General features: G+C 39.2%; 13 protein-coding genes and 1 tRNA gene. 4 read left to right on the forward strand and 10 right to left on the reverse strand.

The features are described from left to right. A tRNA-Glu gene (locus tag KTI79_RS15595) sits at positions 1 to 76 on the forward strand. An 89-nt stretch (positions 77 to 165) separates the two neighbouring features. Here KTI79_RS15595 and KTI79_RS15600 read toward each other — a convergent pair. Continuing rightward, a complete protein-coding gene (locus KTI79_RS15600; protein ID WP_086264784.1) occupies positions 166 to 1,113 on the reverse strand; it encodes a hypothetical protein in 948 nt (315 codons plus the stop codon). A gap of 273 nt (positions 1,114 to 1,386) precedes the next feature. Here KTI79_RS15600 and KTI79_RS15605 point away from each other — a divergent pair, with 273 nt between their 5' ends. Next, positions 1,387 to 1,725, forward strand: coding sequence for a hypothetical protein (locus KTI79_RS15605; RefSeq protein ID WP_002117013.1), 339 nt, complete (start codon positions 1,387 to 1,389; stop codon positions 1,723 to 1,725). A 19-nt stretch (positions 1,726 to 1,744) separates the two neighbouring features. Here the strand turns inward: KTI79_RS15605 and KTI79_RS15610 are convergent, their stop codons facing one another. The 9 genes from KTI79_RS15610 to KTI79_RS15650 all read right to left on the reverse strand — a co-directional run bounded on the left by KTI79_RS15610 (position 1,745) and on the right by KTI79_RS15650 (position 10,823). Then, positions 1,745 to 2,701: a cation diffusion facilitator family transporter gene (locus KTI79_RS15610; protein WP_057085355.1), complete on the reverse strand. Its 957-nt coding sequence runs from the start codon at positions 2,699 to 2,701 to the stop codon at positions 1,745 to 1,747. 132 nt (positions 2,702 to 2,833) lie between these two features. Further along, on the reverse strand, positions 2,834 to 5,992 hold the full coding sequence (locus KTI79_RS15615; protein ID WP_086264783.1) for an efflux RND transporter permease subunit: 3,159 nt from the start codon (positions 5,990 to 5,992) through the stop codon (positions 2,834 to 2,836). After that, positions 5,982 to 7,187: an efflux RND transporter periplasmic adaptor subunit gene (locus tag KTI79_RS15620; RefSeq protein WP_086264782.1), complete on the reverse strand. Its 1,206-nt coding sequence runs from the start codon at positions 7,185 to 7,187 to the stop codon at positions 5,982 to 5,984. The genes KTI79_RS15615 and KTI79_RS15620 overlap by 11 nt, the downstream gene beginning before the upstream one ends. Next, complete coding sequence (locus KTI79_RS15625) at positions 7,187 to 8,596, reverse strand: TolC family protein (RefSeq protein WP_086264781.1); 1,410 nt, start codon at positions 8,594 to 8,596, stop codon at positions 7,187 to 7,189. Before KTI79_RS15625 ends, KTI79_RS15620 begins: the two co-directional genes overlap by 1 nt. 57 nt (positions 8,597 to 8,653) lie before the next feature. Beyond that, the gene (locus KTI79_RS15630; protein ID WP_336237515.1) at positions 8,654 to 9,049 is read right to left on the reverse strand and encodes a cation efflux protein, CzcI-like; all 396 of its coding nucleotides are present in this window, start codon (positions 9,047 to 9,049) and stop codon (positions 8,654 to 8,656) included. Positions 9,050 to 9,247: 198 nt separating this feature from the next. Then, positions 9,248 to 9,421, reverse strand: a complete 174-nt coding sequence (locus KTI79_RS15635; protein WP_199964075.1) for a hypothetical protein — start codon at positions 9,419 to 9,421, stop codon at positions 9,248 to 9,250. A gap of 144 nt (positions 9,422 to 9,565) precedes the next feature. Then, positions 9,566 to 10,183, reverse strand: a complete 618-nt coding sequence (locus KTI79_RS15640; RefSeq protein ID WP_086264780.1) for a methyltransferase family protein — start codon at positions 10,181 to 10,183, stop codon at positions 9,566 to 9,568. Beyond that, the gene (locus tag KTI79_RS15645) at positions 10,174 to 10,368 is read right to left on the reverse strand and encodes a hypothetical protein (RefSeq protein WP_086264779.1); all 195 of its coding nucleotides are present in this window, start codon (positions 10,366 to 10,368) and stop codon (positions 10,174 to 10,176) included. Before KTI79_RS15645 ends, KTI79_RS15640 begins: the two co-directional genes overlap by 10 nt. 56 nt (positions 10,369 to 10,424) lie before the next feature. Further along, on the reverse strand, positions 10,425 to 10,823 hold the full coding sequence (locus KTI79_RS15650) for a cation efflux protein, CzcI-like (RefSeq protein ID WP_199964074.1): 399 nt from the start codon (positions 10,821 to 10,823) through the stop codon (positions 10,425 to 10,427). Between the two features lie 150 nt (positions 10,824 to 10,973). Between KTI79_RS15650 and KTI79_RS15655 the strand changes: the two genes are divergently transcribed. After that, positions 10,974 to 11,666, forward strand: coding sequence for a hypothetical protein (locus KTI79_RS15655; protein ID WP_086264777.1), 693 nt, complete (start codon positions 10,974 to 10,976; stop codon positions 11,664 to 11,666). A gap of 366 nt (positions 11,667 to 12,032) precedes the next feature. Then, positions 12,033 to 12,416 carry a tetratricopeptide repeat protein gene (locus tag KTI79_RS15660; protein ID WP_199964073.1) on the forward strand — a complete coding sequence of 128 codons (384 nt, stop codon included), beginning with the start codon at positions 12,033 to 12,035 and terminating at the stop codon, positions 12,414 to 12,416. Position 12,417 lies beyond the last annotated feature (1 nt).

Raw genomic sequence — 12,417 nt, forward strand, 5'->3', positions numbered from 1 at the left:
GTCCCTATCGTCTAGAGGCCTAGGACATCGCCCTTTCACGGCGGTAACCGGGGTTCGAATCCCCGTAGGGACGCCAAATTCTAAAAAGCCACTGCATAACGTCAGTGGCTTTTTTTTGCCTAAAAAATAAAAAGCTAATCTATGATTAACTTTTTATATGCTCTATCAACTTGCAATTCCTACTTGTACTTCAAGACGACCAGACTGCACTCGTAGTCCTCTAATTTCAAACTGATCTACGAGCTGCTGCACAAGCTCGCGACTTTCTCTCAAAATATTCAAGCCCGGTAAAATACTAAAATCAGTCAAACTCAGAAGCTTTTCAACCATCCATGAACGGTTGTTAATAAAGTCAATAAATCCTGCTTGCTCTAGGTCAATAAACCACATGCGATGCCCATCGCGTTGGATTCCGGGAATATCGCCAATCAAGTGATTAATGAGTGATGGAATAGGCAACATATTTACCACTTCGAAACCAACTCGACCAATACGTCGCACAGCCCAATTTGACAAGGTGCCGCCATGACGAATCTGGACATCAAGACTTTCATCCATTTGACGCAAGCGTAAGAATTTTTCCTGCCCAATACGGCATTCCAATACTTTAAAATCTAAACTCAAACGATACATGAAGCGATGATAATGCCCATCGATCTCGACTTGGAAACTGTCATTGCCGCACTTGATTTTAATATCATCAATTTCTGAGCGATCTATGCGCTTACGAATCTGATTATTTAATAACATTTCGGGTAAGTACAACGTTAAGGTACTTTTGCCTAAAAAAGTTCGCGCCATAATCAACGCGACTTGGCGTGCTGTTTCACTGGTTTCAGACACCATATCTCTTACAGTACCTGCTGCCAGATTTGTCATTCCGACAACTCCACGTCGTGTATGCGTAGTTACTTGATCGAGCGCGCCCAAAGCAGCATCAGCAACCTCTGCAATATTACGTGTCGTGTCACTAGCAAACCCAACTGCATCTTGGGCATGTTGCAATGTCTTATGCAGTAATCGACGAGATAATGACGGTTTAGCAGTATCTGGGGTAGCTAAAACCGGTGCTGTCGTTGTAGGCTGCGACTTATTGTCATCTTGTTGACCCAAGTCCCTCTCTCCTTTTTATATTTATCCCACATCCTATTCGAGTATTTAAGCTCATTTATTGTGCTAATCACACTTCATTTTTCTGTAGATTAGCATGCTCTACAATATTATTTTATTTTTTATGTGTACGGATAAATCATCCGTTTTTTATATTTCTTTGTTTATCCATAAGTAATTTTTCTCCTAACTCAATACATTTCATCGATATATTACAAATTTTTTTCTTTCTGCACATTTCCGTTAGAATAGATTCAAACTAAATGTGGAGTTCCCATGCAATATCGTTGCCCTAAATGTCAAAGTGTTAAAATTATGCCTGTGAGCCAAGGCGTTAACAGCGCAAAACCTGTCGTTCCTAAAAGTCTGGTTATCTTGATTCCTGCAATTTTTGTGCTTTTACTGTTAGTAGTCATTAGCATCTTTATGTGGATTTTTGGCAATGGTGCAGGTAGTTCTCTTCAAATCGCAACAGTAGTTGCATTTGTGGTTACTGTAGGGGCAGGTTTTATGTTCTGGCGTGATTTGCCTGATTTCAAATTGTCTATGCAGGCATTTATGCAGTCACAAAAACACTGGAAATGCCGTGACTGCAATAACGAATGGGAAATTTAAAAAAACTGTTCACATCAGCTCAATGCTGATGTGAATGTGCATTATCTGCATCATCATGTTTATGCGAAGCATGTTGAGCAATATGCTGACAATTGATCTCGGCATCGTCCTCAATCTGCAATGTCACTTCACCAATACCATGTTCATGAGAAAGCATTTCAACCGCATCTTGATACAACTTGGTACGATCAGCTTCAGGCGCAAATAAGTGCACGGTTAAATGGATGTTTTTAGACGTAATCGCCCACACTTTGAGTTGGTGAATACTCTCAACACCATTTAAAGAAAGTAAATCTGCACGTAGCTTCTCAATATCGACCTCTTCAGGTACACCTTCGAGCAAAATGTTAATACTTTGCTTAAGTAAAACCCATGTTCTTGGTAATACCCAAAATCCAATCAGTACTGCAATAAGCGTGTCAATCCAGTACCAATTAGTGAAGTAAATAATAATTGCACCAATAATAACGCCTACTGAACCTAGTGCATCACTCAATACTTCTAGATAAGCACCTTTCACATTTAGGCTGTTATTGGCACTCGACATCAGGATTTTCATTGAGATGAGGTTAATCAACAAACCAATGGTTGCCACGATCAACATGCCCACACTTTGAATTTCGGGTGGCTTAGAGAAACGGATATAGGCTTCATATAAAATATAAATTGCCACAACGAACAGCATGAGTGCATTAAATAAAGCGGCCAGAATTTCAAAGCGCTGATAACCAAAAGTACGTTTATTATCAGCAGGGCGTTTTGAAATCTGAATTGCGACCAGAGCAATTGCCAAAGCAGCTGCATCTGTAAACATATGCGCAGCGTCAGAGAGCAATGCCAGACTTTGTGTGATTAAACCTGCAATGACCTCAACAATTAAAAATGTCGTAGTAAGCGCCAAGGCAATCGTTAGTTTCTTGGCATTACCTTCAGTCACTACAGCATGACTATGGTCATGACCATGTTGTCCACCCATTTTGCGGACTCCTTATTATTTATCTTTATGGTGAGGTAAAAGTAACCATGAATTCATGTTTACCTTTACCTATTTCAAATACTTTTCTGACTCAAACTTTTTCATCAAAAAAGATATCTCAAATCGATGACATTATGAATGCTCAACTTTATTCGGCTTGCTTTCATTCATCCATCGATAAATGACTGGCAATAAAACCAGCGTTAGTATCGTAGATGAAATAATGCCACCGATTACTACCGTTGCCAAAGGTCGTTGTACCTCTGCACCCGTTCCAGTTGCCAAAGCCATTGGAATAAAACCGAGTGAAGCAACGAATGCTGTCATTAATACAGGGCGTAATCGCAGTACCGCACCTTTCCAAGTTGCAGCATGAACATCTAGAGTTGCTCTTAGCTCTTTAATGAATGTGAGCATTACCAGACCATTCAATACCGCAACACCTGATAGAGCGATAAACCCGACTCCAGCAGACATAGAAAGCGGAATATCTCTCAGCCATAGAGCCACTAATCCACCAGATAAAGCGAAAGGAACCCCGCTAAATACAAGTAAACTATCTTTAAAGTTACTAAATACCGCCATCAGCAATACAAAGATCATGATGAGCGCCATCGGCACAACGATTTGCATTCTTGCAGTGGCAGAAGCAAGATTCTCAAATTGTCCTCCATAACCCAACCAATAACCGCTAGGTAGCTTTTGCTGCGCCAGTTTGCTTTGCATCTCTTGTACAAAAGACCCAAGGTCACGATCACGCACATTTGCTGTCACAATCACTCGGCGTTTGCCATTTTCACGGCTCACTTGAGCAAGGCCCAGAATATTCTCAACCTTGGCAACATCTTGTAACTGGATCAGACCGCCGTTTGGTAAGCGAATCGGTAATTGCGCTAGCTGCTGAGGCGTACGCATGTCTTCCTGCAAACGAATCACAAAATCGAAACGTCTATCCCCCTGTAAAATTTGCCCTACGCTTTGTCCTCCAATACTCGCAGCGACAATATCCTGAATAGACTTGACTGATAATCCATATTGGGCAGCCAGAGCATGATCAACATCAACATTGAGTAATGGCAAACCGTCAGTCTGTTCAACTTTGACTTCACTGGCACCTGGAATGCTACGTAGCTGTTGGGCTATTTTTTCCGCTTCCTGATTGAGGACCTGCATATCGTCCCCAAAAACTTTCACCCCGATATCACTACGTACACCTGAAATGAGTTCATTAAAACGTAGTTCGATGGGTTGCGAGAATTCACTGTTATTACCAGGAATCTGGTTCACAAATTGCAGCATTCTGGTACGCAATTCATCTATCGTTTCTTTAGGGTTTGGCCATTGATCGTGCGGTTTTAATAGAACAATACCATCGGAAATATTAGGAGGCATGACATCGGTCGCAACCTCGGCTGTTCCTGTTCTTGCAAAAATGGCTTTAATTTCAGGGAAAGCTTTGAGTAACTGCTTCTCTACATTCTCCTGAATCTTAAGTGACTCTTCTATGCCTGTGCTCGGTGCACGCATGAGTTGTAGTGCAAAATCCCCCTCACTGAGTTGAGGTGCGAACTCACTTCCCACTCGTGTTGCAATAGCACTTGTCAAAATCAAGATGCTGATCGCTGCTGTGACAACAACATATCGGAAGGCATATGCTTTATCGAGTAAGTCTGCATAACCTTTTTTCAGTGACATCATCCAGCGGCTTTCTTTTTCCTTCACTTCACCTGTAACAAACAAAGCGACAGCTGCTGGCACAAAGGTCACAGATAAAATAATTGCACCCAATAACGCTAAAACGACGGTCATTGCCATAGGATGGAACATTTTTGCTTCTACGCCTGCCAAAGCAAAAATTGGCAAGTACACGACCATAATGATGATCTGACCAAATATTAATGGCCGGCGTGCCTGTTTAGCGGCTAGAAAGACCTCAGTGAAACGTTCTGAACGTGTTAATAAGCGACCTTTTAAATGCTGCGCTTCAGCTAAACGCCGAATACAGTTTTCAACAATAACAACTGCTCCATCAACAATGATCCCGAAGTCCAAAGCACCCAAACTCATCAAGTTGGCACTGATTTTTTGTTCTGCCATACCTGTTAAGGTAAAAAGCATTGCCAATGGGATAATACAAGCAGTGATTAAAGCGGCGCGAAAGTTTCCTAAAAAAATAAAAAGGATAACGATGACTAAAATCGCACCTTCAATCAAATTTTTAGCTACAGTTTTAATCGCTTTATCTACGAGGCTACTCCGATCATAGACTGTTTCGATCACAACGCCCTGAGGGAGTGATCTTTGAATTTCCTGAACTTTGTCGTCAATCGCCTTGGCAATAGTTTTACTGTTTTCACCCATCATCATCATGGCGATACCTAAAACAGTTTCCTGTCCATTATAGGTAGCACCACCTGTACGCAAATCATGACCAATCGATACTGATGCAACATCTGCAACCCGTATGGGTAAACCGTTTTTAGTGGCAACCGTAACGTTCTGAATATCTTGTATCGATGTCAGCATGCCCGGAACACGAACGGTGAGTTGCTGGCCATTTTCTTCAATAAATCCAGCACCACGGTTTTCATTATTATTTTGAAGCGCATCCTGTAAATCAGTGAGTGGAATTTGCAACTGTTGTAACCGTGTCAGATCTGGAGAGACCACATAGGTTTTGTTATATCCACCAATGCTATTAACTTCGGCCACCCCTTGTACGCGTTGTAACTGGGGCCGAATAATCCAGTCCTGAATTTCTCGCAAGTCCATCGCGCTATAGGCTGAACCATCTGCTTTTTTAGCATTTGGCTCTGCTTTTACCACCCATTGATAAATCTCACCGAGTCCAGTCGAAATTGGAGACATTTGCGGATCAATGCTATCTGGTAAAGCACTCTTAGCCTCTTGTAAACGTTGGTTAATCAGCTGTCTTGCCCAGTAAATGTCAGTACCATCTTTAAAGATAATCGTGACCTGAGAAAGGCCATATCTGGAAATTGAACGAGTCTGTTCCAGATTTGGAATACCAGACATGGCATTTTCAATCGGATAAGTAATCCTTTGCTCAACTTCAGGTGCTGTAAAACCATTGGCCTGACTATTGATTTGTACCTGTACATTAGTGATATCAGGCACGGCATCAATTGAAAGTTTTTGGTAGCTATAAATTCCGACACCAATCCAAGCCACGACAAACATCATGACCCAAATGGCGTTGTTAATTGAAAACTGAATGATTCGATCAAACAAACCTTCAGCCTTTGGCAGATCAGGTTTATTAATGTCCATGCTCAGCCTCCCCTTTTTCAAGTTCGGACTTGAGCAAGAAACTACCTTGAGTCACATATTGCTGCTTTTCAGTAATTCCGGATTTAACTTCGACCCATTGTGCATCTGAAGAATAATTACCTAACTCAACTGCAACAGGAGCAAAATGAATTTTGTCCTTCTCTTGTTTTGCAATAAAGACGACATTCTTGCCATCAATCTGTTGTATCGCTGTCTTGTTAACTCGTAATACAGTCGCTGCATTATTTTGTTTCAGTAACACATTGACCATTAAGTTAGGACGTAATTCTTTTGAAGGTGTGAGTACCTTGGCACGAACCTGTAGACGACCAGTTTGAGTATCTGCTTCTGAAGTTAAACTTTGTACCTGTGCTTTAAAAATATTATTCGTTTGCAGTGATTTAAATTCAATTTCCTGATTAGGCTGAATATTGGTATTTGCACTTGGTAGCACAAATTCAACCCATAACTGATCTAGGCGATCAATAACAAATAACTGTTTTTCAGGACCAATTTGCTCACCAATGACAATATCTTTACTACTGATTACACCGCTTAAAGGTGCAGTTAAAACATATCGGCCTTTACTTGAGCGATTTGCTCCCAATGCAGATAAACGGCTATTTGCAGCCTGCACCTGGATCTGCGCCTGACGATAAGCATTGTAAGCACGCTGATAATCTTGACGTGCTGAAACACCTTGTTCCCACAATTGTTTTTCACGCTGATAATCTTGCTGCGCTAATGTCAACGCTTCTTGCGCCATACTTAAGTTAGCTTGTTGATCGACTAAATCCGGCACAAATAAAGTCGCAAGTGCCTGACCCTTTTCAACTTGTTGTCCCAGCGCAACATTTACGCTGTCTACTCGTGCAGAAAAAGTTGAAGAGACATGTGCTTGCTGGTCTGTGTTTACGACCAGTTTGGCAGGATACGAGAGATTCTGTTCAACTTCTCCACGTCCTACTTGCTCTAACTTCACTCCATATTCAACCAGTTGCTTAGACGTGAGGTTTAAACTGCCTTCCTCTTTTTCAGATTCTTCATGACCAGCTTCACCCTCTGCATGCTCTTCTTCACCTTCAGTATTAGGCTGTTTTTTTCCAGAGAAAAATAACCAAGCACTTAAAGCAAGGCAGACAATCAGTAGCAAAATAGCAATAAACCATTGGTTTTTCATTTTTTTAACTGACATTACTCTGCCCCTCCAACTGTCGGCAACTTATAGGTGTCTTGCCATAAATTTTGATTAATTTGATTTAATGCATCTCCAGACATCACCACATTTGGATCAATCCCGAGAGCTAAACTTTCTGCCTCAATTGCTTTTTGCCAAGCAGATTTAAGTAGTTGAACTTTTTTCAAACGTTGTTCTTGTAATTGAAGGGTAGATTGCTGAACATCAGTAATTGCAAATTTACCGACTTTAAAGCCAAGCAACATTTTCTCTTGTACCGTCTCTGATAAAGGGATTTGCTGCTCATTCATTAAATTATACTGCTGCTTTAAACCCGCTAACTCGTACTGTAGAGTACGGATAGAATTCTGGCTTTGCTTTTTATAAAAGCTTTGCTGCTGGTCAATTAAATCGAGTTTGCTTTGAGCAACTTTGAGGGCATATTGCTGGCGATTAAAGATATTTAAAGGAACTGCTATACCTACTCGAATCTGATTTTCGGTACTGCTCGTTTCTGCGGTTTTACTACGAACCACGCCCATATTTACAGTAGGCGTAGGCCGATTTTTTGCCTTTAAATAATTAATTTCAGAATTTTGTTGTATTGCTTGAAGCTGTAGGGACTGTTCTAACAAATTCTGTTTTAGATATTGGTCGATATCACTTTCATTTTTTAAAGGCCACGCACTTTTTATATCCGGGCGTAAGGTGAAGTTATCTTCTGCCTCACCCCATAAGTTAGCCAATTTTCTTTTAGCACTACTCAATGATAATTCAACTTCCTGATATAAACGCTGATTTTCAACATGCGTCATAAGAGTTCGATCTAAATCAACCTGAGCAATACTGCCGGCCTGAAAGCGTAAGCGGGTAGCATCAAGAAGATTTTTACTCGTTTTTAACTGGGCTTTAGCAACTTCATGTTCAAGCTCTAAAATAGATACTTGTGACCATAAATATTTTACCGCCAGCTTCAGTTGAGCCTCATATAAAACCTGATTTAACTCAACTTGATTTTGCTGAACACTTGCTAGTTTTTTTGCTGCGGAACGTACACCAAAAATATCTAGTTTTTGCGAGATTCCGAGTTCTAATTCCTGATCTTTTCCAGATTTAAAACCCGTTTGCTGTACAGAAACCGTCGGGTTTTCCCATAGCTGGCTCTGTTTGATATTGCTCTCGGCAATATCTTGTTGAGTTTGCCAAATTCCTGTTTGAGTCTGAAATTGCTTAACCTGATCAAGCACCTGCTCAAACGTTAAAACATTCTGTACCTGCTGCGATTGAGTATTCTCAGCAAGATTCTGATTTGAATTAGCAGCAGTTGTTACAACGCTAGTTGAAAGCGCAACTGCAACAACTAATGATTTAAGTACCCAAGATGTGTTCAGACTAACGAAACGCTTTTCGTATAAAAAAATAGACATAAAATAACCCTATGAAATAAATAATATTTCTGGTGGGCTAATTTTCGGCTACCCCACCTATAGCAGGGTTAAAACAGGAGGCGGGTCTTGTTTAGAAATATGAGGGGACTTATAAGAATTGGACCAATAATATTGTTGTTTTGGCTCAGATGACAGTATTAACGGTGAAACAAGTTTTTCTTGTGCTTCTACAATCACAACATGAAAACATGAAGGTAAATGGTCATGATGATCAGACAAAGTTAAAGGAGCTTTATGAGTAGTTCCTACGATATCTGACTTTTCCGTATGGCTATGCTGTAAAGCTTCATAACTCAACGCTGCATGATGACCAAAATGATGTAATGCCTTTTCCTGATTTTCATGGGCGCAAAATGCCGCTGCCACATTCCATAAACTTTGGAATATAAGCAAACAGAATAAGACGGACATGAAAAGTGCAGAACGTGGCAACAGCACACCATTAAACTAAGAAGTTGAACAAAGCCACTATAGCAGGCTATCGGCATGTAATAAAATTACATCTATAAATAGCAGTATAGAAGCGATCCTAATCTCGCCTGAGTAAAGATAAGAATAAATCATTAAGAATTTTTATCTTTACTCATAGGAAACTAATTATTAAGTAATTAGTTTCCTAAAAAATAAAAATTATTTACGCTTACAAGTTAAATGAGGATTCTTACTTTTTTCAGCTTTAGCTTTTGTTTCTTGCTGAGACTTAATATTCTTTTCGAGGAATATTAACCCTCCATCAGCATGAGCCAAACTTGTTGAAAGAAGTAAAACCATCAAAACTGATTTTGTGTTTAGTTTAATAGACATAATAATCACCTGATCTAAATATTCCGAATTTATTTCAGGACTTAACCCAGAAATAAAATTAATTTTTCGCATGCTTTAGTTAATCAACTCAGGACAAATCTTCTGAGTCTCTAAGAAACATGCGGATATACTTTCATTTCATTTTTAGAACCAACTAAACAATGAAGGGAGAACACCGTGGAGACGCAACTCATCAAAAAGTTGGACTAAGGCCGCAACCCAGATAAACCACACCACCTGCGTCAAAAAAATGCGGAAATGCTTCGGCGAAACCAGATAGAACTCAGGCTCTTTAAAATTTTTGAAACTTGGTAAAAAGCGTGGAATTGTCTTTATATAATCTGAATATGCAGTTCCATATTTTTCACTCAGGAACTGTTCTTCTTGGCGTATGACATAATGGTAGTAACAGAGAAAATAAAGCGTGAATAATATTGGGAAGATAAACGTCTCTGTAATCAACATAATCCCGACCCCACCCAGATAACTAAACAGATAGAGTGGATTTCTACATAAAGAATAGGGACCGTCGGTTACTAACTTGGCATTCTTAAATCCAGAAATGTAAAGACTGCACCATATTCTTCCCATTACTCCTATGCCCACAAAAAACCATCCAAAGAACCATAAAATATGTTCTATAAATGCCGCCTGGAAATGCCATTTACTAAAGCTGAAAGCGAGAATAATAGCTAAAATAAACCCAATCACTCGGGAGCTCACAGTTCTAACGCGGGGGGAAAATAAAATATTCATCTCCATAAACCTCCATCACTGTGAATCATCAGAGATGAGATAACCGATTCATTAAAATGATATTTTTGTTTTCCGGAAAGATTTGACAGAATCTTATATCCCGCCTTGTCATTAACATAAGGACGTGAATGTTTAAGCGAGTAATCTACATAGAAGATTGCTGCGCTTTGTTTGCACATATAATTAAGCATGAAATAACCCTTTGAAATAAATAAATTTCTGGTGGGTTATTTTTCGGCTACCCCACCTATAGCAGGGTTAAGACAGGAGGGGGATTTAAAGAGCCAAGATACGGAGACTGATAAGAATTAGACCAGTAATAAATTTGTGAAAGCTCATGTACACGCACAAAAGGTTCTTGAGCTTGTTGTGCATTTTCAGTCATCACTACATGAAAACACGAAGGTAAATGATCATGGTGATCTTGCCAGCTTAATGGAGCATTATCAGAATTTTCTACAATACCAACATGTTCAGTCTGCCTATGGTCTGAAGATTGATACACATTTAAATCTGCATGATGACCGAAATGTTGTAATGCCGCTCCCCTATTTTCATGCACGCAAAATGCCGCCGCCACATTCCATAAGCTTTGGAATATGAGCAAGCTAAACAAGACGGACATAAAAATTGTAGAACGTGGCAACCGTACACCATGATAATTAGAAATTGCACAAAGTCACTATAGCAAGTGATACCAATGTAATAAAATTACAAAATAATTTTTGGTCAATTTATCGCTGTTTTAAAAAAGTTTTTTCTTTAGAAAAATTATTTTCCTATTTGAGTTCCTGCAATGTATAAACTATTTTCCACCCTAATCGTTATCGTCTGTTTAAATTTGAGTGCTTGTGCCACGACATTGCTTTCAGAAGCCCTTCCTAATGAAACCACAAGAATCGAGAAGATCATTTTAGCAAAAGATCAAATCATTGCTTTAGGGCAAGCTGTTCAAAACCAGCAAGAACAAGGGATCGTATTTGTAGGCCAAGATTTCAGCTATTTAATGACCGAGGGAAGCGCTGAGCTATCAAAACTTCTTCATGCAATCCCGGCAGACCAACGGAGTCTGACCAGTCCATCCCCACTAGTACTGACCATGGATGACCCCAATCATTTTCATGGCGTTTTACAAATACGCTATAACACACGTATGGTTGATTTAAATGACTCGCAAAAAAATTTATTAAAGTCTCTCGGCTTTAGACAAAATTTCAATATCATTCAAAATCAACAAACGGCACCTTATCCTTATATCAATATTTTCTTTAAGGGCCAGCTTTATCAATCACAGGAAGCTAAAAAGATCCAAAAAACTTTAGTGCAACCTTATCCAATTATCCTGCAACAGGAAAATAAAATTACCCAAAAACATCCTTTGAAAAAGGCGACCCGTATGGTGCTCTATCCATTTGCCATGACCTTCGATGTGATTACGGTCGTTCCATCACTGATGTGGGCTGATTTACGAGGCGAATTTAATAATTAATATTTCCAAATCCTTAAATTTAAAAAACCAGCCCTTAGGCTGGTTTTGTTTAAAAATTTATCTTTTGTTTGTTATTTATAATTTTTACTCATGCTTTTTTGATCAAAAAGAAAATAGATACATTATCAAAAAATGATTATTTTCTAGCTATCAAAACACCGCTATAGATAAAGTATATAGAGAAGAGCTAGATTAATTTCACTTAGCATAAAAACACGTGTAACTTTTATGTAAGCCAAAACTTCACTATTTTTCATCCAAATACACTATATCACATTTACAAAAAAAAACATAATATTTCAATATAAGGGACTAGCTTAAAAGTGTGAGTCAATTCAATCAAATTGAGGAACAAGGGAGACTATCATGAATATGAAATCAATCAAGCATGGACTTAATCACTTGTTTGCTTTTGAAAACTTACCTTCTGATATGCATTCGCAAGCAGTTGATGAAATTGAACAGGGTTTACGCTTTGAAGAGTTAGCTGAGCAAGATCATGAACGTATGCAAAACTGGTTAGATGTAACTGCTAATGACCGAAATGCTATGTGGTGCTACTTACGAGCAGCTTTACGAGGTAGTCCCGATGCATCTTTTAAACTTGGTATTGGTTATCTCAATGGTCAATTTGGATTAGATAAAAACTATAACGAAGCTGAAAAATGGCTTAGAAAAGCAGCAAGTCAGGGACATCCCGATGCTGAGCATTGCTTACAAGAAGCTTTTAGTAAACTCGCATTTTCATAAA

The organism is Acinetobacter sp. WU_MDCI_Abxd143, assembly GCF_025514195.1.
Lineage (GTDB): Bacteria > Pseudomonadota > Gammaproteobacteria > Pseudomonadales > Moraxellaceae > Acinetobacter > Acinetobacter pittii_H.